The 21,797-nt window shown below is 40.6% G+C and carries 18 protein-coding genes; 7 read left to right on the top strand and 11 right to left on the bottom strand.

Features of this window, described 5'->3' with window-relative positions:
* Positions 1–86 precede the first annotated feature (86 nt).
* The 4 genes from H8S88_RS06710 to H8S88_RS06695 all read right to left on the bottom strand — a co-directional run bounded on the left by H8S88_RS06710 (position 87) and on the right by H8S88_RS06695 (position 3,626).
* The gene (locus tag H8S88_RS06710; RefSeq protein WP_048691085.1) at positions 87–749 is read right to left on the bottom strand and encodes a hypothetical protein; all 663 of its coding nucleotides are present in this window, start codon (positions 747–749) and stop codon (positions 87–89) included.
* A gap of 139 nt (positions 750–888) precedes the next feature.
* Positions 889–2,157: an aminotransferase-like domain-containing protein gene (locus tag H8S88_RS06705; protein WP_125336060.1), complete on the bottom strand. Its 1,269-nt coding sequence runs from the start codon at positions 2,155–2,157 to the stop codon at positions 889–891.
* A gap of 375 nt (positions 2,158–2,532) precedes the next feature.
* The gene (gene trhA, locus H8S88_RS06700) at positions 2,533–3,180 is read right to left on the bottom strand and encodes a PAQR family membrane homeostasis protein TrhA (RefSeq protein WP_125336061.1); all 648 of its coding nucleotides are present in this window, start codon (positions 3,178–3,180) and stop codon (positions 2,533–2,535) included.
* 2 nt (positions 3,181–3,182) lie between these two features.
* A complete protein-coding gene (locus tag H8S88_RS06695) occupies positions 3,183–3,626 on the bottom strand; it encodes a DUF1836 domain-containing protein (RefSeq protein WP_125336062.1) in 444 nt (147 codons plus the stop codon).
* Positions 3,627–3,721: 95 nt separating this feature from the next.
* On the opposite strand from H8S88_RS06695, the gene yaaA reads away from it, so the two are divergent.
* The gene (yaaA, locus tag H8S88_RS06690; protein WP_236128191.1) at positions 3,722–4,450 is read left to right on the top strand and encodes a peroxide stress protein YaaA; all 729 of its coding nucleotides are present in this window, start codon (positions 3,722–3,724) and stop codon (positions 4,448–4,450) included.
* A 101-nt stretch (positions 4,451–4,551) separates the two neighbouring features.
* Here yaaA and H8S88_RS06685 read toward each other — a convergent pair whose 3' ends face one another.
* Complete coding sequence (locus tag H8S88_RS06685; RefSeq protein ID WP_236128190.1) at positions 4,552–4,998, bottom strand: MarR family winged helix-turn-helix transcriptional regulator; 447 nt, start codon at positions 4,996–4,998, stop codon at positions 4,552–4,554.
* Positions 4,999–5,296: 298 nt separating this feature from the next.
* Here H8S88_RS06685 and H8S88_RS06680 point away from each other — a divergent pair, with 298 nt between their 5' ends.
* The gene (locus H8S88_RS06680) at positions 5,297–6,475 is read left to right on the top strand and encodes a pyridoxal phosphate-dependent aminotransferase (protein ID WP_129822005.1); all 1,179 of its coding nucleotides are present in this window, start codon (positions 5,297–5,299) and stop codon (positions 6,473–6,475) included.
* A 192-nt stretch (positions 6,476–6,667) separates the two neighbouring features.
* Here the strand turns inward: H8S88_RS06680 and H8S88_RS06675 are convergent, their stop codons facing one another.
* Positions 6,668–7,597 carry a cell surface protein gene (locus H8S88_RS06675; RefSeq protein WP_236128189.1) on the bottom strand — a complete coding sequence of 310 codons (930 nt, stop codon included), beginning with the start codon at positions 7,595–7,597 and terminating at the stop codon, positions 6,668–6,670.
* Positions 7,598–7,919: 322 nt separating this feature from the next.
* Between H8S88_RS06675 and asnS the strand changes: the two genes are divergently transcribed.
* From asnS to H8S88_RS06655, 4 genes are all read left to right on the top strand, one after another.
* Complete coding sequence (gene asnS / locus H8S88_RS06670) at positions 7,920–9,266, top strand: asparagine--tRNA ligase (RefSeq protein ID WP_192831858.1); 1,347 nt, start codon at positions 7,920–7,922, stop codon at positions 9,264–9,266.
* A 274-nt stretch (positions 9,267–9,540) separates the two neighbouring features.
* Positions 9,541–10,740: an MFS transporter gene (locus H8S88_RS06665; protein ID WP_236128188.1), complete on the top strand. Its 1,200-nt coding sequence runs from the start codon at positions 9,541–9,543 to the stop codon at positions 10,738–10,740.
* A 116-nt stretch (positions 10,741–10,856) separates the two neighbouring features.
* Positions 10,857–12,593 (top strand): ABC transporter ATP-binding protein, encoded by a 1,737-nt coding sequence (locus H8S88_RS06660; protein ID WP_140814060.1) that lies wholly within the window; start codon positions 10,857–10,859, stop codon positions 12,591–12,593.
* On the top strand, positions 12,590–14,326 hold the full coding sequence (locus H8S88_RS06655; RefSeq protein ID WP_236128187.1) for an ABC transporter ATP-binding protein: 1,737 nt from the start codon (positions 12,590–12,592) through the stop codon (positions 14,324–14,326). Before H8S88_RS06660 ends, H8S88_RS06655 begins: the two co-directional genes overlap by 4 nt.
* A gap of 38 nt (positions 14,327–14,364) precedes the next feature.
* Here the strand turns inward: H8S88_RS06655 and H8S88_RS06650 are convergent, their stop codons facing one another.
* The 3 genes from H8S88_RS06650 to H8S88_RS06640 all read right to left on the bottom strand — a co-directional run bounded on the left by H8S88_RS06650 (position 14,365) and on the right by H8S88_RS06640 (position 18,616).
* Entirely contained in the window at positions 14,365–15,519 is a 1,155-nt protein-coding gene (locus tag H8S88_RS06650; RefSeq protein ID WP_236128186.1) for an MFS transporter, read from the bottom strand.
* Between the two features lie 152 nt (positions 15,520–15,671).
* Positions 15,672–16,412, bottom strand: a complete 741-nt coding sequence (locus H8S88_RS06645; protein WP_048690604.1) for an amino acid ABC transporter ATP-binding protein — start codon at positions 16,410–16,412, stop codon at positions 15,672–15,674.
* On the bottom strand, positions 16,412–18,616 hold the full coding sequence (locus tag H8S88_RS06640) for an ABC transporter substrate-binding protein/permease (RefSeq protein ID WP_236128185.1): 2,205 nt from the start codon (positions 18,614–18,616) through the stop codon (positions 16,412–16,414). The genes H8S88_RS06645 and H8S88_RS06640 overlap by 1 nt, the downstream gene beginning before the upstream one ends.
* A gap of 262 nt (positions 18,617–18,878) precedes the next feature.
* Between H8S88_RS06640 and H8S88_RS06635 the strand changes: the two genes are divergently transcribed.
* Complete coding sequence (locus tag H8S88_RS06635; protein ID WP_236128184.1) at positions 18,879–19,826, top strand: CPBP family intramembrane glutamic endopeptidase; 948 nt, start codon at positions 18,879–18,881, stop codon at positions 19,824–19,826.
* 107 nt (positions 19,827–19,933) lie between these two features.
* On the opposite strand, the gene H8S88_RS06630 is transcribed toward H8S88_RS06635, so the two are convergent.
* Together H8S88_RS06630 and H8S88_RS06625 are read right to left on the bottom strand one after the other, a co-directional pair.
* Positions 19,934–21,007, bottom strand: a complete 1,074-nt coding sequence (locus H8S88_RS06630) for a sensor histidine kinase (RefSeq protein ID WP_048690610.1) — start codon at positions 21,005–21,007, stop codon at positions 19,934–19,936.
* Complete coding sequence (locus H8S88_RS06625) at positions 20,992–21,663, bottom strand: response regulator transcription factor (protein ID WP_048690612.1); 672 nt, start codon at positions 21,661–21,663, stop codon at positions 20,992–20,994. The genes H8S88_RS06630 and H8S88_RS06625 overlap by 16 nt, the downstream gene beginning before the upstream one ends.
* Positions 21,664–21,797 lie beyond the last annotated feature (134 nt).

Here is a 21,797-nt window from a genome sequence, read left to right as displayed (position 1 = left end):
AACCCAATTAATTTCTGAAAGTGATTAAAACATAAAAAAGAATGTTGAGGGGTCAACATTCTTTTTTAGTGGTGAATTTCCTGTTCTTATTGCTCTTTGGTCAATGAGAAGTGGAAATCTCTGTAATTGCTATAGTCAAAATCTGTATTGATATCTGTTGTGAAGGCTATCGGAGTATAATGACCTTCCTCAAGAATAAATCCTGGTTTGAAGCGGAAATTTGCTACTCCTAATCCAGTAATACCAGGAAGTAGTGCATCTGCGCCATTAAGACCTTCTGACTCCCAGTAATAGACATTACCAGATGCTTGAATAGCTCTTGCAGTATAGGTAGCTGTGCGTGTTGGTTCACTATCATTTTTAAAGCTAACGACAGTTGTAATATCTCCATTGGCTTCAATAGTCATTTTGATGCTATCCGCCTGAGGGCTAGATCCTACCCATGTGCCGACAAGATCTGACGGAACAACTGCTTGATCAGATGAAGATGTATCTTCTGCCTTGTTCGGTTCAGTTGAAGCTGGTGGGTTACTTGCCTGACTTGAAGATTCAGTTCCTACTTTTGCTTGAGAAGTAGAAGCTGTAGCTTTTTTATTCAAGCTAGCTTTTGGCTTTTTCTCAACTTTTGAGCTAGAAGCTTTTTCGGATGAGGAAGTTGTTTTATCTTTTGAGCCACACCCTCCCAAAGCAAGTCCAAGTGATGCAGCCACAAGAGAGGCTGCAGTCCAACGAATCAAAGATCGTTTCATAATATCACCTCTTTATCTTTCTGACTTAGATTATACTCCTATTGTTACAGATGTCAAGTGTTTTTTGTAATAATTGTAATTTTTTTGTAACATAGTTTTATATATACAATAACTCAAGAAATAGAAAGGATAGGATGAATCATAGATAAGCGATAATTTGGGGTAAAACCTCTTCCAGTTTGTCCTGATTGATACGGGCAAAGGCATAGGGACAGCTTTTAATATAGGCAGATTCGAAGAAGTGGAGAGGGAGACCGCTATGTTTCAGTCGAGCGACCGAAGGGACCTGTCTTAAATCTAGTAAAACACCTCCAATGACAGGCCAAGCGGGAATGGGGAGAGAATATTGATAGAGAAGAGAAGTAGCCTGCTCTGTTTGGACAGCTTGTTGTTGGTGAAGGAGATCTTTATTTTTGGCAAACATGCCATTGTCAATATAGAGACTCAAGGCCTTCTGCATGACCAAGTTACTTTCGTAATCAAGTGTTCCCTTCAGTTTTAAGACAGGGGCAAGGAGGGCTTGGGGCAGAACCATTGAAGTGATCCGAAGGGCAGAAAAGAGGCTGGTAGAAAAAGATTTGATGTAGATAACCCGGTCGTTTGCATCCAGATAATGAAAGCTAGGAGAAAAATGTGGTTCATAATCCCCCAAGTAATCGTCCTCGACAATGTAGACATCATAGAGCTCTGCTAAGGCCAATATCTGTTCCTTCTCTTGCTTGTTATAACTATGTCCCAGCGGGTAATGGTAGCGTGGAATGGTATAGAAAAATTTGATCCTGCCACTTTTGAAAATGGCTTCCAGTTGCTCAAAGTCAATTCCTTGGGGCAAGCGATTGATGCTTTGATAAGGCAAGTCTTGCTCGTGAATTAACTTGTTGATACGGTAGTAGGTTGGTTGCTCTACTAGGATTTCTTCTTTTTGGTTTGGGAAGACTATCTGACTTAGGAGGTAGAGGGCTTGCTGGGTTCCTGAGGTGATAACGATTTGTTTCTCCTGGGTATAAATGGCATCTTCTCGCAGGAGAGAAGCAATAGATTGACGGAGATCGACTAGACCTTCCTGCTTTTCATAGTAGTTGAAGAGGTAATTATCACGACCGACAAGGGTTTCGTTGATACAAGTCCGAAAGTCTTCAAAGGCCTGGAAGCGATCTTCCTTGAGGCGAAGAGGCAGGTCGGTATGCTTTCCAGTCTCTTCCTCCAGGACATAATAGCCGCTTTGGGGCTTAGCATAGATATAGTTCTTGTAGCTGAGCTCGAGCAGGGCGCGCTGGACGGTATCCTTACTGCAGACATACTGACTGGCTAGTTGGCGAACGGAAGGCAGGCGGTCTCCAGTTTTTAGGATCCCCTGGTCAATCTGGTTTTTTAATGTTGTAAAAATTTTTTGGTATTTGGTCGTCATAACTGTCCCCGTACAATTTTTCTTTATTGTAGTCAATTGGAGTTAAAATTGCAAGTAAAGAATATGAAAAAAGACTCCCATTTTGAGAGTCCCTGATTGATGATAAAGTTATCTTAGAAACTTTCCTTAGGTGAGTACGGACGTCAGCGAACTTCTACGAAGTTCCATGACTTAGTTTTGGATCTATGGTTCCAAAACTCCCGAGTGCTAGAAACAATAGTGTTTCTAGCACCTTTCTCACAGCGGAAAGTTTCACTAACTATTTAAATGAAGTTACTAGTCATTCATTTTAACTTTTTCAGCATTAGTTGATATGTATTAATAAAAAATGTAGGTCAACATTCTTAGACTCCCATTTTTTGGAGTCTAAGATTCTTACATGACATAAACAATCGCGATATATTGGAGGGCAGAAGCGGCTAAGATGAAGAGATGCCAAATCATGTGGAAATAAGGTTTCTTTTTGGCGTAAAATCCAGCTCCAACTGTGTAACATAGGCCACCCATCAGCATCAAGCCCCAGAAGGTTGGACTTGTTTGGCTAATGATCTGTGGGATAATGAAAATCACCAACCATCCCATAATCAAATAGAGGGCTAAGCTGAATTTTTCATTTACCTTCTTAGCAAAAATTTTGTAGAGTATCCCAAAGATGGTCGTCCCCCATTGAATCAGGATAATGGCATAGCCGAACCAGTTGTTCATGAGAGAAAGAACGACGGGTGTGTAGCTACCTGCAATGGCAATATAAATCATGGAGTGATCGATGATCCGAAGGACATACTTCTGAGGTGAGTCATAGGCCATAGCATGGTAGATGGTCGATGAGAGAAACATGAGAAAGAGACTGATGACAAAAATAGAAGTCCCGATAGCTGATAGAGTCCCATGTGTTTCATAACTATAAATAGCAGAAGTTGGTAAGAGAAAGAGCATCAAAACGGCACCGACTGCATGGGTGACGCTATTAGCGATTTCTTCCCCAAAGGATAATCGTTTACTTAATTTACTAGCATAATTCACTTTTATTTTTCCTCCTCAGAATGAACATGGATATAGGATAGCGTTTCTTGATAGAGTAGCACGGTACGACAGGCAGATCCGATAATGGGTGCTAAAGGTTCTTTCTCTTCATGAAGAAAGTCCACAAAACTATTGTAGAGGTCTGCGGAGTTGGCTTGACTCTGCAAGAGGTTCAAGGTAGCTGCGATCTCTTGAATCGAAAAAACCGTCTTTAAGGTCGTAATAGCAATGAGACGGGCAACTTGCTGTCGCTTGTATTTCTTCTTATCTGGTTTTGGCAGGTAGCCGTGTTTAACGTAATTATTAACCATGGAGGCTGTCAAGCCCTTGTCTGTTTCTGAGATAAAAGGCGCACACACCTTATTGACATAGAGGAGGACTTGGTCCAAATAAAGATCAATATCAGGAATTTCTTCCCACCTGGGATAACTGTAGTTGAATAAAATAGTTATTACCTCTTTGTTATCTAGTTTTAATAACTAGATGATAACATGATGGTAATTTTATGTCAAGCGAAAATGAAATATGGTACAATAATTCTATGAAACTATTAATTCCAACTGCAAAAGAAATGAATCTGGATACCCCAGAAAAAATGGGGAATCCTATATCAAATGAGACACAAGCGGTCATCGATGCCTTAGCTTCATTATCTCTAGAAGAGTTAGCCTCACTTTATAAGATTTCTAAAGAACGAGCAAGTGAAGAAGAGCAACGGATCCAAGCGCTCAAGTCGGGTACAGCTAAGACCTATCCAGCTTTGAAGCTCTTTGACGGCCTCATGTATCGGAATATCCGCCGTATGGACTGGACAGAAGCAGAAGCTGCTTATGTGCAAGACCATCTCTTGATCACCTCAGCTCTTTATGGAGTGATTCCAGCCCTTACTTCGATTGCTCCCCATCGTTTGGACTTTCTAATGAAGCTTAAGGTCCAGGGTAAATCCTTAAAGCCCTTTTGGAAGGCTGTCTATGATCAAGCTCTTCAGGAGGAAGAACTGATTATTTCATTGCTCTCCAGTGAGTTTGAAACAGTCTTTTCTAAGGAGATTCAAAATCGGATGGTGACTTTTAAATTCTTTGAAGAGAAGAATGGGCAGTTGAAGGTTCACTCGACCATTTCTAAGAAAGCGCGTGGGGCTTTCGTGACAGCCTTACTAGAGAAGCAAATTACGAAGGTCGAAGAGATGAAGCAGCTAACCTTTAATGGCTTTGCATACCAGTCTGACTTATCGACTGACAAACAATTAGTCTTTGTGAAATATGAGTAAATAAAAGGTACTAGTCAGCAGCGACTAGTACCTTCTATTTTTGAGAATCAAAAAACGCGTTCATAGTTAGCCATGAACACGACTGATTGAATGATTAGAATTTAGTGGGAGCCCTTTAATTTTTTCAGAAGAGATTGCAGTTGTTTTTGTTCTTCTTCGCTAAAGACACTCATAACTTTTTGAACATTTTGTATATGATCAGGAAGTACTTCGATAATTTTTTTACGTCCCTTTTCTGTCAAAGAAACAATGCAGGCACGACGGTCATCTGGATCCGTTTCGCGTTTGATCCATCCATCACGCACCATATTTCGAATGACGACAGTCATATTTCCAGAGGTCGCTAAAATACTGTCAATCAGGTTCTGAATACGGAGATCCCCCTTACTGTACAAGGTTTCTAAAACGGAAAACTGAGTAGGGGTCAACTGATGTTCCTTAAAGACATGAGACTCTGCTGCACGAAAAGTCCGTTCCGCCTTGTGAAAGACAATCATGGTTTTTAATTCTGTTTGGGCTTCTTCAAATAGTTTTTCTAAATTCTTCATACTATTATTTTATCAATAAATAGTATTAGACGCTATTAAGCCTTAATATCAAATAGATTACAGGCGGGTGACAAGATAATAGAATTATCAACACAAGAAATAGGTCTGTTAACTTTAATCTCAAATTATTTCTTTGTCGAATAGTAAGAAGGTGTAAAGTTTCTGGGTAATCCTTAGTAAAATCTTGCTCCAAGTCAGATAGATGGTGTATAATATAGGTATTGTAGCCAGCTTCTGGTAGAATCTTTGTCTAAATTTGTTCGTCTGTAGCTGGTCCCAAATAGAAAGTAGGTAAGGTATGAAAATTTCTGATCGTGTATTAAAGATGGAAGAAAGTGTCACCCTAGCAAGTGATGCCAAAGCAAAAAAACTAAAGGCAGAAGGAAAAGATATCCTCTTTCTAACCTTGGGGCAGCCTGATTTTCACACTCCTGAGAATATTCAAGATGCTGCAGTTCAAGCTATTCGGGATGGGCGGGCTTCTTTTTATACGGTTGCTTCTGGTTTACCTGCATTAAAGGCTGCCGTCAATACCTATTTTGAACGATACTATGGATATTCCGTTTCACCAAATCAAGTCACCTTTGCGACTGGAGCGAAGTTTTCGCTTTATACCTTCTTTATGGCTGTGGTTAATCCCGGCGATGAGGTCATCATTCCAACACCATACTGGGTCAGCTATGGAGACCAGGTCCTGATGGCAGAAGGGGTTCCCGTCTATGTCAAAGGACACCAAGCCAATGATTTTAAGGTATCCGTTGAGCAATTGGAAGAAGCTCGGACGGAGAAAACTAAGGTCTTGGTCTTAAACTCTCCTTCTAATCCGACGGGGATGATTTATAGCAAGGACGAACTCCTAGCCATTGGAAATTGGGCTGTCGAACATGACATTATTATTTTAGCGGATGATATCTATGGTCGTCTGGTCTATAACGGCAATGAGTTTGTTCCGATTTCAAGCTTATCGGAAGCTATCCGCAAACAAACGGTTGTCATTAACGGTGTTTCAAAAGCCTATGCTATGACAGGTTGGCGGGTTGGTTATGCGGTTGGTGATCCCGAAATCATCGCAGCTATGAGTAAACTGACTGGTCAAACAACTTCCAACCTGACGGCCGTATCGCAGTATGCTACGATTGAAGCCTTGACAGGTCCACAAGACTCGGTAGAGGTGATGCGTCAAGCCTTTGAGGAGCGTTTGAATACCATCTATCCTCTTTTGTGCGAAGTTCCAGGTTTTGATGTCATCAAGCCACAGGGAGCTTTCTATCTCTTCCCAAATGTCAAAAAAGCCATGGAGATGAAAGGTTATACGGATGTGACAGAGTTTGCAACTGCCATCCTGGAAGAAGTGGGTGTTGCCCTTATTACAGGTGCTGGATTTGGAGCCCCAGAAAATGTCCGTCTTAGCTATGCTACTGACCTGGAAACGTTGAAAGAAGCTGTTCGCCGCTTGCATCAATTTATGGAGAATTAAAATAAGAGAGTGGGACAGAAATCGGTAATTCGTCAGAATTCGATTTCGTCGTCCCACCTCCGCACAGTTGAGTAGGGCTGTAAAAGCTGATGAAATCAGCGTAGTAGAGCCCACTCAACCACTGCGTCTTGCTCGACAATCCAAAAATAATTGAGAGGCTAGGACTTTTGTCTTAGCCTCTTTTCTATAGAATTATAAGTAATCGACAGATAGAATAGTATTCGCCTTTTTCACAGGGACACGGGTCTTAGCTCCGTTATTTCCTTTGGGAAGGCGGAGTTTTTGACTAGGTTTTTCTGGCAGCTGTGGAGTCACAGGTTTTTCAACTACTGGACTGGTCACTTCTTTATAGAAATAGGTTACTGTAACCAGGTTAGAAATGTGGAGTTTATGGGAGGTCAGTTCTCCTTTGTCAGCTGATTGGAAGGTATAAGTTTTTCCATTAGCTTGGATCTGAGCATGTGCTGTTGGTAGACCAGCTTCGTAAGCCAAATCAAGGCTCCGCTCGACGCTGTTTTCTTGGGAAGGCGCAATTTCTTGTCCCTTTTCATCCACAAAACGAGCTCGTTTAATAACGTCAGGATTCAAATCGATATCGTCATAGAGATGAATGACTTCAATGACCGGTGCTGTAGCAGAACCTTTTTCTGGAGCGCTATTGTATGCAAAGCCATCTTTGATACCAAGATCAGAATATCGCACACGGTACCATGTTTTTCCGTTTTCGTCTGTAACCGTTGCTGGTCCATTTCCAGAGACATCATATTCGGTAAAAGCATGGGCTTCAACTGTCTTGTAGACGACATCTGTTGAAGAAGCAACTGGAGAAAAGTCTGGTTTCAAAGTCCGACGACGATGGATAACACGAATTTCAGAGATTCGTGGATCTACTGGAGTTTTAGCAGAAGCTGGGGTTGCTTCCTCAACGGTTGGGGTAGTTGTTTCTTCGTTAGGAAGTGGGGCTAGTGTTTCGTTGGTAACTACAGTAGCTCCACTCTCTGAAATGACTGAAACAGGAGTAAGCGTATCTTGTCGCTCAGAGATAGGAGCAGTGATTAGTGCAGTCTGCTCATCCGCAAAAGTGGTTGTTGCGAGACTGAGGGCTAAAACAGCTGCACACAATCCCGTAGTGAGTTAAATTTTCTTTTTCATATTTTCCTCTTTATACATACTGATAGTATAACTTGCAAGCTTTTTACTTGTCAAAAACAGCTGCTATAAAGGGATGAAATTGCAGGGGTTTCCTTTGAATAATCAAAATATAGGATAGAATATTTAAATCGGTTCAAGAATTTGAGAAAGTTGAATTACTTTTTTTAAAATGTCTGTTTTCGTCAAAAAAAGCCGAATTTTTAGATTGTGAGAGATAGCTATCGGCTCTTATTTGTGGTAAAATGAAAGGTGATCATGTCTTCGGACAAGTACAATGAGAAAAGGAAGATGTATTATGAAAAAACGGATTACCATCATCGAAGTAAAAGATTACGTTGGTCAAGAAGTGACCATCGGGGCTTGGGTGTCGAATAAATCAGGAAAAGGGAAAATTGCTTTCTTGCAATTGCGTGACGGAACTGCCTTTTTCCAAGGGGTTGCTTTTAAACCAAACTTTATCGAAAAATTCGGTGAAGAAGTGGGTCTTGAAAAATTTGATACCATCAAACGCTTGAGCCAAGAAACATCTGTCTTTGTGACAGGGATTGTCAAAGAAGACGAGCGCTCTAAATTTGGTTATGAATTGGATATTACAGACATCGAAGTCATTGGTGAATCGCAAGACTACCCAATTACTCCAAAAGAACACGGAACAGATTTCTTGATGGATAACCGCCACTTGTGGTTGCGTTCACGCAAACAAGTAGCGGTGATGCAAATCCGTAACGCTATTATCTATGCAACTTATGAGTTCTTTGACAAGAATGGCTTCATGAAGTTTGATAGCCCAATTCTTTCAGGAAATGCGGCAGAAGATTCTACAGAACTTTTCGAAACAGATTACTTTGGGACACCAGCTTACTTGAGTCAATCAGGACAGCTTTACCTTGAAGCTGGAGCTATGGCCCTTGGTCGTGTCTTTGACTTTGGTCCAGTATTCCGTGCGGAGAAATCAAAAACTCGCCGTCACTTGACTGAGTTCTGGATGATGGATGCGGAATACTCATACTTGACACATGATGAGTCACTTGACTTGCAAGAAGCTTATGTTAAAGCTTTGCTTCAAGGTGTTCTAGATCGTGCTCCTCAAGCCTTGGAAACTTTGGAACGTGATACTGAGCTTTTGAAACGCTACATTGCAGAGCCGTTCAAACGCATTACTTATGATGAAGCGATTGATCTCTTGCAAGAGCATGAAAACGATGAAGATGCGGACTACGAACATCTCGAGCATGGAGATGACTTCGGTTCTCCACACGAAACTTGGATTTCAAACCACTTTGGTGTACCAACCTTCGTGATCAACTATCCAGCAGACATCAAGGCCTTCTACATGAAACCAGTTCCTGGTAACCCAGATCGCGTGCTTTGTGCAGACTTGCTTGCGCCAGAAGGTTATGGAGAAATCATCGGTGGTTCCATGCGTGAGGAAGACTACGATGCCCTTGTCGCTAAGATGGAATCACTTGGTATGGATCGTACAGAATATGAATTCTATCTTGACCTTCGTAAATACGGTACAGTCCCACACGGTGGATTTGGTATTGGTATCGAGCGTATGGTGACTTTTGCAGCAGGTACAAAACACATCCGTGAAGCCATTCCATTCCCACGTATGTTGCACCGTATCAAACCTTAATAACTATAAGAGAGTGGGACAGAAATCGGTAATTCGTTAGAATTCGATTTCGTCGTCCCACCTCCGCACAGTTGAGTTGGGCTGTAAAAGCTGATGAAATCAGCGTAGTAGAGCCCACTCAACCACTGCGTCTTGCTCGACAATTCAAAGATAATTGAGAGGCTAGGACTTTTGTCCCAGCCTCTACTTTAAATGAAAGAGGTGGAGAAAATGTAGGCAACTCTAAGTAAGTCTTTTAGAAACACAAAAAATATCTATTGAAAGAGAGAAAACAATGTTTAAAAGAACTTACAAACGCAATATTCCACTCCTAGCAGGTCTGGAATTTACATCTTATTTTGGAATTACTAGTTTTTGGATTTTATTTTTTATCCAAAATGGTCTTTCCTTGCTTCAAATCGGTCTATTAGAGAGTATCTTTCATGGGACAAGTCTCTTATGTGAAATCCCATCTGGTATGTTGGCCGATCGATTTAGCTACAAGACCAATCTCAATTTGGCTCGCTTGGCCAGTATTGTAGCCTCTATCTTGATTTTGTTTGGTCAGGGGAATTTTTGGATTTATGCGATTGCTATGATGGTCAATGCTTGGTCCTACAATTTTGACTCAGGGACCAGTACCGCTTTCTTATATGATTCTGCTGTTGAAGCTGATCAAAAGGACCGATATCTTCAGATTTCTAGCTTTTTATATGGTGTGGCAGAAGTCACCCGAACCTTAGGTACAGTTGTGGCAGGCTTCTTTATTCACGGAGCATTGGCCTGGACCTATCTGATTGCTATTGGACTATCCTTGCTATCCATTCTCTTGATTTTTCTAATGAAAGAGCCAGAGAGTAAGAGCGGTGAAAGAAATCACTTGACCATAAAGCGTATATTGGAGGTAGTGAAACAAGAGTGGCAGGAAAAACCAGTCTTGTTTTACTGGATGTTCACCTATCAGCTGGTAGGAACCATCATGTGTATGTTTTATTTTTACTACCAACAGAAAATCAGTGACCTAGCTAGTTGGCAAGTATCGCTCATCATGTTGATTGGAAGTGGATTTAATCTTCTAGCAGTTTATCTAGCTAGTCAAATCGGGAAAAAATGGAACAGTAATCAAGTCTTTCCAATCCTGGTTGCACTGACAGGTTTGGCCTTGCTGTTGGTAGGGTGGAGGACTCCATTCGCCTATCTGAGTGTCTATCTCTTGACCAATGCCCTTTATGCAGTGTATCAACCCATTTACTACAATGATTTACAAGCTTATTTGCCTTCTAGTGTACGAGCAACCATGCTTAGTATCAATTCGATGATGTTTAGTTTGTCTATGATTGTGATCTTCCCACTGACTGGTTGGTTGATTGACACTTGTGGATTTGTAGCTGTTTTCCTTGTACTAGGCCTTGTGATCCTCCTATCTTTCCCTCTCTTACTGATTGGATTAGGGAAAATGGGCAATCTATTAAATAAGGGGACAAAGATGGAATAATATTCCTGACGTACATTGGGTCGTTTTTCAACTCTCTCTGCTTTGCAGGGAGAGTTTTTCTCTCTTTCTAAATTGTGGTAAAATAAGTACATCCATTAGAAAGAGAAACTAGTAGTATGAAAGACTTATTGAAATACTTCAGGAATTATAAAAAAGAATCCATACTGGGACCGTTTTTCAAGTTGTTAGAAGCAACTTTTGAATTACTGGTTCCACTTTTAATTGCCCATCTGGTCGATCAGCTCATCCCCCGTCAGGATCAAGGGGGGATATTTGGACTGGTTGGTCTCTTATTTGTTTTTGCTGGTTTTGGGGTTCTTGTAGCGATAACGGCCCAATATTATTCGTCAAAAGCAGCGGTTGGCTATACCAAGGAATTGACTAATGACCTATATGAGAAGATTCTCAGCTTGTCTAAGGAGCAAAGAGACCGTTTAACCACCTCAAGTCTCGTGACGCGCTTAACCAGTGATACCTATCAGATTCAAACGGGGATTAATTTATTTTTACGTCTATTTCTCCGTGCGCCGATTGTCGTTTTCGGATCGATTTTTATGGCCTTCACCATTAGTCCGCAACTGACCTTATGGTTTATTGGTATGGTTGCCCTCTTGACCTTAATCATTGTCCTTATGTCTCGTCTGGTCAATCCTCTTTATGCGCGCATAAGGAAAATTACGGACCGAATGGTTACCATTACGCGTCAGCAGTTACAAGGGATGAGGGTTATCCGCGCCTTTGGGCAGGCATCTCACGAAGAAGCAGAGTTTAATGAGGTTAACCAAGACTATACGAAGTGGCAATTAGTGGTCTCTAAATGGTCTAGTTTAATCAGTCCCTTAACTTTTCTCGTCGTGAATGGAACCTTGATTTGTATTCTTTGGCAAGGGCAAGCCTCTATTCAAATGGGGACCCTCAGTCAAGGAATGTTGGTTGCTTTGGTCAATTACCTGCTTCAAATTTTGACGGAATTGCTGAAGTTAGCCATGTTGGTGACATCGCTCAACCAAAGCTATATTGCTGCTGGTCGGATAGTCCAGGTCTTTGAAGAAAAAAGTGAAGAGCTGGATCAAGAGTTGGATGATGTATCTGTTTCTGACCCTCAACTGGCCCTCCAGATCCAAGACCTTGTCTTTACCTATCCTTTAGCTGCAAAACCATCCTTAGAAGGGATTCACTTATCCCTGAACAAGGGCCAAACTTTGGGAATCATAGGAGGGACAGGTGCTGGTAAATCTACTTTGGTTCAATTGTTAGGTCATCTGTATGAAGCAAGTAAAGGAAGTCTAACTATTTTTAAAGATGGAGAAAATCCAAAGACTCTTCGTCAATGGCGTGACTGGGTAGCAGTAGTTCCACAAAAGGCTGAGCTCTTTAAAGGGAGTATTCGTTCAAACCTAACATTAGGATTAAATGAGGAACAGAACGAAGAGCAGTTGTGGTGGGCCTTGGGAGTTGCGCAAGCAGCTGATTTCGTCCGTGAGAAAGAGGGAGGACTAGAGGCTCCCGTAGAAGCTTTTGGACGGAATTTTTCTGGTGGTCAACGGCAACGTTTAACCATCGCTCGGGCTGTCCTTCGCCAAGCACCATTTTTGGTCTTGGATGATTCTACATCTGCCTTGGACTATTTGACAGAAGCAAGACTATTACAGGCTCTAAAAGAGGAGTTGACGGAAACAAGCCTCATCCTCATCTCGCAGCGGACCAATAGTCTACGAAGTGCTGAGCAAATTCTCATCTTAGATAAAGGTCGTCAAGTCGGCCTAGGAAGTCATGAAGACTTGGTGGCAACCAATCCTTTATACCAAGAGATTCATTTCTCCCAACAGAAGAGAGAGGAGGGGGCAGAATGAAACAGAAGACTTATTTACGGCGCTTGCTTGCTGATATAGCCAAACAGCCCATTTGGCTAATCTTAGCCAGTCTGGGAACCATCTTACAAGTCTTGTTGACCGTCTATATCCCTATCCTAATCGGGCGGGCAATAGACTTAGTGGTCCTCCCTGATGCAGCTCACCTCATACTCCCACTTATCCTGCAAATGGGTCTAGTGATCCTCTTTGCAACCTTGATTCAATGGTTGAATCCTTTAATTTACAATCAGATGATCTATCGATACAGTGAGGACTTAAGGGAGAAGGTCATCCAGAAAGTACATGTCCTTCCTTTATCTTTCCTGGATCGTCAAGGTACTGGGGATTTGGTCAGTCGCTTGACCACGGACGTTGAACAACTGAACAATGGTTTATTCATGGTCTTCAGTCAGTTCTTTGTTGGTCTTCTTACAATCTTAGTGACCATCGCTAGTATGGCCCGATTGGATTGGATGATGATGGGGATGGTTTTGATCCTGACTCCTTTATCACTCTTTATCGCTCGTTTTATTGCCAAGCGTTCCTACCATCTCTTTCGGATGCAGACCCAAGCTCGTGGGGCTCAGACGCAGATGATTGAAGAATCTCTCAGTCAAGAAAGCTTGCTCCAAGCTTTTAATGCGCAGGGTCAGTTTAAAGACAAGTTTATTGAGATCAATGGCGACTATGCTGGTTATTCTCAAGAAGCGATTTTTTACTCCTCCACCGTTAATCCAGCGACGCGCTTTGTCAATGCCCTAATCTATGCGCTTGTGACGGGATTTGGTGCCTTCCGTATCCTATCTGGAACGACCTTTACTGTTGGTCAGTTGGTGGCCTTTCTCAACTATGTCAATCAGTATACTAAACCCTTCAATGACATCTCCTCTGTCCTTGCTGAACTGCAGAGCGCCTTAGCTTGTGCAGAGCGCCTCTATAGTATCCTAGACCAAGAGGAAGTGAAAGAAAGTGGTAAGAGAGACTTGCAAGAAGAGACTGTCAAAGGAGCTGTCCAATTTGATCATGTCAGCTTTGGTTATCGCCCTGATCAGACCCTCATAAAGGACCTCTCCATTTCCATCCCGCCAGCTAGTAAGGTAGCTATTGTTGGTCCAACTGGGGCTGGGAAATCTACACTAATTAACCTTTTCATGCGATTCTATGATGTGGATCAGGGGCAGTTGAGCTTAGATCATGAAGCTGTAGATAGCTATAGTCTAGAAAGCTACCGCAAGCAGTTTGGAATGGTTCTACAAGAGACTTGGCTCAAAGTTGGAACGGTTCATGAGAATATCGCATTTGGTCGACCAGATGCTAGTCGGGAAGAAGTGGTTCAAGCAGCAAAAGCTGCCAATGCTGATTTCTTCATTCAACAGCTTCCAGATGGCTATGATACCTATCTAGCGGATGCGGGAGACTCCCTCTCTCAAGGACAAAGACAGCTTCTGACCATTGCTCGGGTCTTTCTTGCAGTACCTAAGATTCTGATCCTAGATGAGGCGACCTCTTCCATTGACACGCGGACAGAGTTGCTCATTCAGGAGGCCTTTCATAAGTTGATGATGGGTCGAACGAGCTTTGTGATTGCCCATCGTCTATCTACAATTGAAAATGCGGATCTCATCCTAGTTATGGTAGATGGAAATATTGTCGAATACGGGAATCATACGGAGTTGATGGCTCAAAAAGGTGTATATTACAAAATGCAAACTGCCCAACTTTCTAGTAATTAAGACAGAAAAAGACTGGATCTTTGTCCAGTCTTTTGTATTTAATCCTGCTGATCTTTTAAAAGATAGAGAAGAGAGAAGGCCAGGAGAGCCATAGCAATACCTAATACAGTAAAAATAAAAGCATTGCTCTCGGAGATGAATCCGATGGTACTTAGAGCAAAAGGTGTAATGGCTGCTCCAAAGCTACAACCTAAAACGGCAACAGAAGTAACTTGATTCAAGCGTTTAGCAGGGATCTTCTCTGAAATAATCTGAAAGACCATTGTGAGGGATGTACTATAGGTATAACCTGAGAAGAGAGCAGAAATTCCAAGTAAAGGAATGCTAGGAGATAGAGCTATCGCAATTAATGAAAGGCCGAAAGCAATACCCGCAAATGTAATGAGCTTATTCTTAAAGGTATGGACAAGTCCAGAGAATGTGAGACCTGCGAGGATACCAATTAGTTGCATACCGCTTAGGATGAGACTAGCTGAATTGTATGATTCTTTGAAGGTATAAGCAACAATACTTGGTATGCGAAGAGTAACACCGACATTACATAAGACAATCATTGCGGCTACAAGAGCTAAGATAATGGTTAATTTCCACTCTTCTTTTTTTAGTGGCTCTTTATGGTTAGCAGAAGCATGATGTTCTTCTTCGTGTTTTTCATAAGGAACGAAGGTTAAGAAAAGGAAGAGAACAATTAAACCAGCTCCATAAGCTAAGAAACTTGCAGTCCAACCAAATTGTAATAGAAAACCAACTAATAAGGTGACTAAGGCAGTTCCGACTACTTCAGCAGAACCACGAAATCCAAGTGTTTGGATTCTTTCGCGACCATGGTAGCGCTCGCTAATGATGGAGATTGCCTTTGCATTGATCAATCCGACTCCCATCCCAAAAATTAAACGTGAAAGAAAAAGAACCGGATAAGCTTGGTTGATGAAGGGAATCATTCCAAAAAAGGAAAGAATCAAGAGACCGGTAACAATCATCTTTCTTTCATCTAAAAACTTCTCGATAAGAGTATTTAAAAATAAGGTGACCATGATACCAGCAGATGGAAGAGATACCAAGAGTTCAATCTGGCCTTTAGGTAAATCCTTGTAATAATTAAACATGGAAGGAAGTGCGCTTGAGATAGAGAAAGAAGTTGTTAGTACCAGAGATAAAGAAAGGATACTAACTTTTTCTAATAATTTTTTCATATTTACCTACATTCTTTTATTACGTCTTTTGACACTCTACTATGGTATAGTTTTTTGATTCATTTAGCAAGTTATTTAAATGAAATTTCTTAATATTTTTCATATTTGGAAGAAGAAAAAAACTGGAGGTCAAGCTCCAGTTTTTATTTTTATTAAACGTTTAAGACTTTATCCAAGAATTCTTTCAAACGTGGGTGTTGTGGGTTGTCGAAGATTTGGTCTGGTTTGCCGTCTTCGAGGAATTCCCCATCAGCGGTAAAGATGACACGATTGGCTACTTGACGAGCAAATCCCATCTCGTGGGTAACGATAATCATGGTCATGCCTTGTTTAGCCAAGTCCTTCATAACGTTCAGTACGTCCCCTACCATTTCAGGGTCAAGGGCAGAAGTCGGTTCGTCAAAGAGCATGACATCTGGCTTCATTGCCAAACCACGCGCAATGGCCACCCGCTGTTTCTGACCACCTGACAAGCTATCAGGAGAGACATCAGCTTTGTCAGCCAGTCCAACCTTTTCCAAGAGTTCCATTGCTAATTCCTTAGCTTCTTCCCGACTCATACGTTTGTGCTCTAAAGGAGCAAACATGATGTTTTCGATAACACTCATATGAGGGAAAAGGTTGAAGTGCTGGAAGACCATCCCGACATTTTCACGAACGATATCAATGTTTGTTTTTGGATCAGTAAGATCATAGCCGTTCACGGTAATCTGTCCCTTGGTTACTTCTTCGAGAAGATTGAGACTGCGTAGGAAGGTTGATTTACCTGAACCAGATGGTCCGATGATACAAACCACATCTCCTTCGTAGAATTTTGTTGAGATGCCTTTTAGGACCTCATTTTCACCGTAATATTTGTGGAGGTCATGGACATCAATTTTTAATTTAGCCATTAGTTAGCCCTCTTTTCTAATTGTTTTGCAAAGCGTGTCAATAAGGTAATGATGACGAGGTAAAAGACCGCAAGGATTGCATACATCTTGAAACTTTGGTAGTTTCGAGCGATGATAATCTTACCAGTTTGGAAGAGCTCGACCAAACCGATCGCAGACACGATAGTCGTATCTTTCAGTGCAATAACGAATTGGTTGACGAAGTTTGGAAGCATCAGTTTAGTCGCTTGAGGCAATATGATCTTGCGCATGGTCTTGCTATAAGAAATCCCGAGGCTTCGACTAGCTTCCATCTGTCCGGCAGGGACTGCTTGAATCCCTCCTCGAACAATCTCAGCAATATAAGCAGCAGCATTGAGGGAGAGAGCGATGGTACCTGCAAGGAAGTCATTGATTGGTGATTGATGACCTGTCATGGACTCGATCAAATTAGGAATTCCCCAGAAGATGAAGGCAGCAAGGATCATCAGTGGGATACCACGGATGACATCGACGAAGATCTCAGCTGTCCAACGAAGCCATTTATAAGGACTGACACTGAACATTCCAAAGATGATCCCAATCACCATAGCGATCGCAAATGATAGAAGTGCTAGTGCAATAGTGACACCAAGTCCACTTAACAATTGTTTGTAGTTGTTTTGGAGCAAGCCCCAGATAGTCGTTTCATCTACTGCAGTAGATTCTGTGGATTCTTCGCTATCGCTTGAAAGGTACTTATCCAAGATCTTTTGGTATTCGCCACTTTCTTTTAAGTTGGCCAAACCGTTGTTAAACATTTCAATCAATTCAGGGTTTGAATCCTTTTGAACTGCAAAGGCAGTCTGACCACTTGGAGTTCCTTCGATAGGTGTTTTGAATTTACGTCCTTGTTTAATGGCGTATTTGATCACAGGTTCGTCATCCATGATAGCAGCTACAGAACCAGAGTTTAAGCTGTCATACATAGAAGCCCCATCTGAGAAGGTTTTGATTTTATAGCCATACTTGCTCTTGTTTTCCTCGAGGAAAGTTTGAGAAGCAGTACCATTTTTGACACCAACTGTTTTTCCTTTTAGATCTTCGTAGGAAGAAATCTTACTACTTTCTTGAACTGCTAGGATCGAATTCGTTGTGTAGTATGGGTCAGAGAAGTCAAAAGTTGCCTTACGAGCATCTGTTACAGTCATGCCTGCAATCATTCCGTCCGCATTTCCATTCTGAACATCACTGACGGCGGCATCAAAACCAGGGTTGCTAATTTCTAGAGTAAAGCCTTGGTCTTTGGCAATGGCCTTAATTAATTCCATATCAATCCCAGTGTATTTGCTTTGATCATTTTGGAAGACGAAGGGAGCAAAAGAGGAATCACTAGAAATTTTGTATTTTTTCTTCTTAGGAGTCGCCTTTTGGCCAGCTTTTGTGCTCGTTTCAGGAACAGCAGAAGTGCTGGCGGTAGTCGTTGTTGAAGATGATGATTGGCTGCTACCAGTCCATTTTTCAATAATTTGGTCTAGTGTACCATCTTTCTTCATTTGAGCAAGGGCAGTATTGAATTGTTTAATAAGGTTTTCATGGGACCCATCTTTTTTGACTCCAAAAGCAAAGCTTCCAACAGCTTCTCCTTCCATATTAATAGAAAGATCTTGGCCTTGCTTAATGGCATATTCGATAACAGGTTGGTCGTCCATAATGGCATCCACTGCACCGGTTGATAAACTATTGTTCATCAAATCACTGGTATCGAATGTCTTGATTGTATAACCGTACTGATCTTTGTTCTTCTGAAGGAAGCGTTGAGCAGCTGTTCCGTTTTTGACTCCGACCGTTTTTCCTTTGAGCTGGTCATAGGAAGTGATTTTGTTAGCTTTCTTAGTCGCAATCACGACTTTTGTATCATAGTAGGTATCAGACATCGCAAAGACTTGCTCACGTTCCTTGGTCTTGGTCATCCCTGCCATAATGGCATCGGCTTGACCAGCTTGAACTGCATTGACCGCTGCATCAAAGCCTGGGAACGATTTTTCTAAGGTCCATCCGTTAATTTCAGCGACCTTATCCAAGATTTCAACATCAATTCCTTTATAAACTTGGTCTGAGTCTTTGAATTCGAAGGGCGCATATGCCGTATCGAAAACGACTTTTACAGTTTCAGCCTGTGCTTGACTCGCAAAGGCGAATAGTGGAAATAAGAAAAGCAAACATGCTACTAGTTTTTTCTTCATTTCGTTCTCCTTTATATCAAATCCAGTTGTCTCGAGAAGAGCAATGGAAGGGATACCCAAAAGGGCTCAAAAAAATAAAGAATTCATACTGAAAACAAGTATGAATTTCATCATTTATTAGTTACGAGGATTATCATACCATAAATGAAACCTAAAATCAAGAATTTTAACCAATCCATGTTATGTTTTCTGACATCATTAAATATTGCAGTCTCTGATTTTCTTTGTTACAATGAAACTATAAGATAAAAGGAGGAAGATAATGAAGAAAGGTAACATTTTTCAAGATATAAAAACTGACACCTCATGGTCAGTACTTGTTTCTACACTATTCTATGTGTTCTTAACTTTCCTATTTGTTGAAGGTGGGCTTTGGCTTGGGAGTGAGTTTGTAGGACCATTTTCTCTAGTCATAGAGTTTTTAACGGAGCTCTTTTCACCAGGAAATGGAGGCGCAAGTGTTCAAGAGTTCTTCTACCATTATTTTCTCTATTATGAGCTTTTCAGTTTTGTATTCATTCTCATCCTCTTTATTTTTTGGGTGAAGTTCATTGAGAAGAATCCCTTATCGACGTTAGGTTTTGTAAAAAGGAATTGGCTTAAGTATCTATGTTGGGGGATCTTGCTTTCCCTTCTTCAAATGGGAGTCATTGCACTTGTCTACCAGGTAGGTGGAATCGGGACTTTTGAGCTAAATGAATTAAGTTTAGAACCCATCCTCTTTATTCTCGGTTTATTTCCATTTTGGCTCCTTCAAGGAGGGACTGAAGAAGTAGCGACGCGGGGTTGGCTCCTCACTCGGATTGCAGCAAGAGCTAATCTACCATTAGCGATCGCAGTTTCTAGTAGTCTCTTTGGCTTTCTTCATCTGGGAAATTCAGGAGTGACCTTCTTATCCGTCCTGAATATTGTCCTTGATGGGGTGCTAGCTGGTCTGCTCCTTGTCTACACCGATAGTATCTGGCTAGTGGTCGCTCAACACGGTACTTGGAACTATGTACAAGGAAATCTCCTTGGTTTTCAAGTCAGTGGGACGGGCGCAGATGCGTCTATCTTTAGCTTTACCATGGGATCAGGACCTGACTGGCTAACTGGAGGAGCATTTGGTGCAGAAGGATCGATCATCACCACTTTGGTTCTTCTATTATCCGTCGTGATTGTTTACCGCTTAGGTGAAAGAAGAGAAAAAGTTGTTAATGAACAAGTGTGAAATGGCTGATAGGAAATAAAAATAAAAACGAAGACTGGCAAAAGTGCCGGTCTTTTTTATCAATTATATAAAACAAGCCGAACACCTAATGATGAGTTCGGCTTGTTTTATATAATGGGAATAATTAGCTTGACTTGGGCACCATTATGAATATTTTCTAAATGCATCGTTCCATTATGAAGTTTCATGACGCGTTTTACGAAAGATAAACCAAGTCCATAGTGACTTTCTTGAGAAAGTGTTCTTGCTTGGTCCTCTTTATAGAAAAGATTTCCAGCATGTTGTAAAACATTTTTTGAAAATCTAGATTGATTATTCCATATAGTTAGAACTAATCGATTATTTTCTTGTGACATTGTTAGCTGTATCTTTGCATCATTATCTTTTTGATGTTGTATTGCATTATTAATAATATTTGTGATTGCTCGAAAAAACAAATTGGAATGAATGGCAATTTGTGTTGATGGAGTTACTGTATTTGAAAAAACAAATTGTGTATTTCTCGGGAGTAACGGAGTGATCTGTTCCTTCAATTGATGAGTTACTTGTTGAATTGATATGTTTTCAAGTTGAATATCATGGTCATAAAAAGTTTTGGAGTATTGGATGAAGTGGTTAAAATAATCATTTAATTGAATACTTGCTTGCTCCAGATCTTTTAGACATTCCATTGCTTGAGGTGTTTGCTCGGTGGATTGTAAGAATTCGGCATTTCCTCTGATGACAGTTAGAGGGCTACGAAGATCATGTGCAGCGCTAGATACTTGAAACATGAGTTCTTTTTTTTGATCTTTTTCATTTTGAATTCTATTTTTTATTTCAGATTGCATTTTTTCGATCAGATCGTTTGTTTCAATGAATTCTTTAATCTGCAAATGGTGATGTTCATTTTTGGTGAAATATAGACCACTATGATAAACCATGTTCAATTCTGTTTGAATCTTGGTTAATAATTGTTTAATATTTATTACAATGATAAAAATTAAAATGATGCAAAGATAAATCCAAGAACTGACGCTAAAAAATAAAGCAAAGTGATTGGCATTTTTCTCATTAATTCCAGATACAGAAGATAGAAGAGCTGGAACTATGTAAAAAAGTATCAGACATAGAAGAAATTGCCAAATGATTTTAAGGTAAGTACGCTTAATGAGTTGCTTGATTGTCAATTCTTTTTCCATTTGTATCCTCCTCCCCATATTGTTTTGATGGGGTCAATTTGATGGATCTTAAATTTTTGTCTAATTTGATAGATGTATTCAGTAATGGATCGTAGTTGTGCATCAGAGTCTACAGGATAGAGGTAATTGTAAAGTTCTTCTATGCTAAATATTCGGTTCTCATTTTTTGCTAAAAGATAAAGTAAATCAAACTCTCGCTTAGTTAATGAAATTCTCTTTGATTGATAATAAACTTCTTGACTATCTCGATAAAAAGCTATATTTGAATCCATCTCTTCTTTAGAGGCGTTGTGAGATCTTTCTTCTCTACGAAGGTGCATTTGAATTCTTGCAATCAATTCTTTAATGCTGAATGGTTTTGTGATGTAATCATCGGCTCCGGCTTGTATTCCTTTTAGTAAATCTTCTTCAAAATCTTTAGCGGTTAGAAATAGAATTGGAGTAGTAATTTGTGAACGAATGGAACGACAGATTTCTAAACCAGAAATAGGCATCATGACATCAAGTAGAATTAGATCGAATCCAGTAAAGTCGCAGATATTGATCTCCTCTATATATTTACGAGTTTCCACGTGAAAGTTATTCGCTTTTAATGCATTCGCTATTAATCGTAAGATTTTTTCATCATCGTCAATGGCTAAAATTTTATACTTCATAGTCCCTCCAATTGTATGAGCATATTATAGCAAATATAAAATGCAATTTGTTAGAAATGAAGAAAATAATTATTCTGATAATTTCCTGATTTTCTCCTGTTATACTTGCTCCAAGTGAAGGTGGAATTTCACTA

This window comes from Streptococcus sp. GS001 (assembly GCF_021595565.1).
Lineage (GTDB): Bacteria > Bacillota > Bacilli > Lactobacillales > Streptococcaceae > Streptococcus > Streptococcus xiaochunlingii.
This window is presented reverse-complemented; position numbering and strand designations above follow the sequence as displayed.

Bases quoted from the DNA above. Each gene is read 5' to 3' on its own strand.
- H8S88_RS06640 (WP_236128185.1), bottom strand. From the start codon at position 18,616: ATGAAGAAAAAACTAGTAGCATGTTTGCTTTTCTTATTTCCACTATTC.
- H8S88_RS06660 (WP_140814060.1), top strand. From the start codon at position 10,857: ATGAAAGACTTATTGAAATACTTCAGGAATTATAAAAAAGAATCCATA.
- H8S88_RS06685 (WP_236128190.1), bottom strand. From the start codon at position 4,998: ATGAAGAATTTAGAAAAACTATTTGAAGAAGCCCAAACAGAATTAAAA.
- H8S88_RS06635 (WP_236128184.1), top strand. From the start codon at position 18,879: ATGAAGAAAGGTAACATTTTTCAAGATATAAAAACTGACACCTCATGG.
- H8S88_RS06625 (WP_048690612.1), bottom strand. From the start codon at position 21,663: ATGAAGTATAAAATTTTAGCCATTGACGATGATGAAAAAATCTTACGA.
- H8S88_RS06645 (WP_048690604.1), bottom strand. From the start codon at position 16,412: ATGGCTAAATTAAAAATTGATGTCCATGACCTCCACAAATATTACGGT.
- H8S88_RS06705 (WP_125336060.1), bottom strand. From the start codon at position 2,157: ATGACGACCAAATACCAAAAAATTTTTACAACATTAAAAAACCAGATT.
- H8S88_RS06665 (WP_236128188.1), top strand. From the start codon at position 9,541: ATGTTTAAAAGAACTTACAAACGCAATATTCCACTCCTAGCAGGTCTG.
- H8S88_RS06680 (WP_129822005.1), top strand. From the start codon at position 5,297: ATGAAAATTTCTGATCGTGTATTAAAGATGGAAGAAAGTGTCACCCTA.
- H8S88_RS06650 (WP_236128186.1), bottom strand. From the start codon at position 15,519: ATGAAAAAATTATTAGAAAAAGTTAGTATCCTTTCTTTATCTCTGGTA.
- yaaA (WP_236128191.1), top strand. From the start codon at position 3,722: ATGAAACTATTAATTCCAACTGCAAAAGAAATGAATCTGGATACCCCA.
- H8S88_RS06710 (WP_048691085.1), bottom strand. From the start codon at position 749: ATGAAACGATCTTTGATTCGTTGGACTGCAGCCTCTCTTGTGGCTGCA.
- H8S88_RS06630 (WP_048690610.1), bottom strand. From the start codon at position 21,007: ATGGAAAAAGAATTGACAATCAAGCAACTCATTAAGCGTACTTACCTT.
- H8S88_RS06655 (WP_236128187.1), top strand. From the start codon at position 12,590: ATGAAACAGAAGACTTATTTACGGCGCTTGCTTGCTGATATAGCCAAA.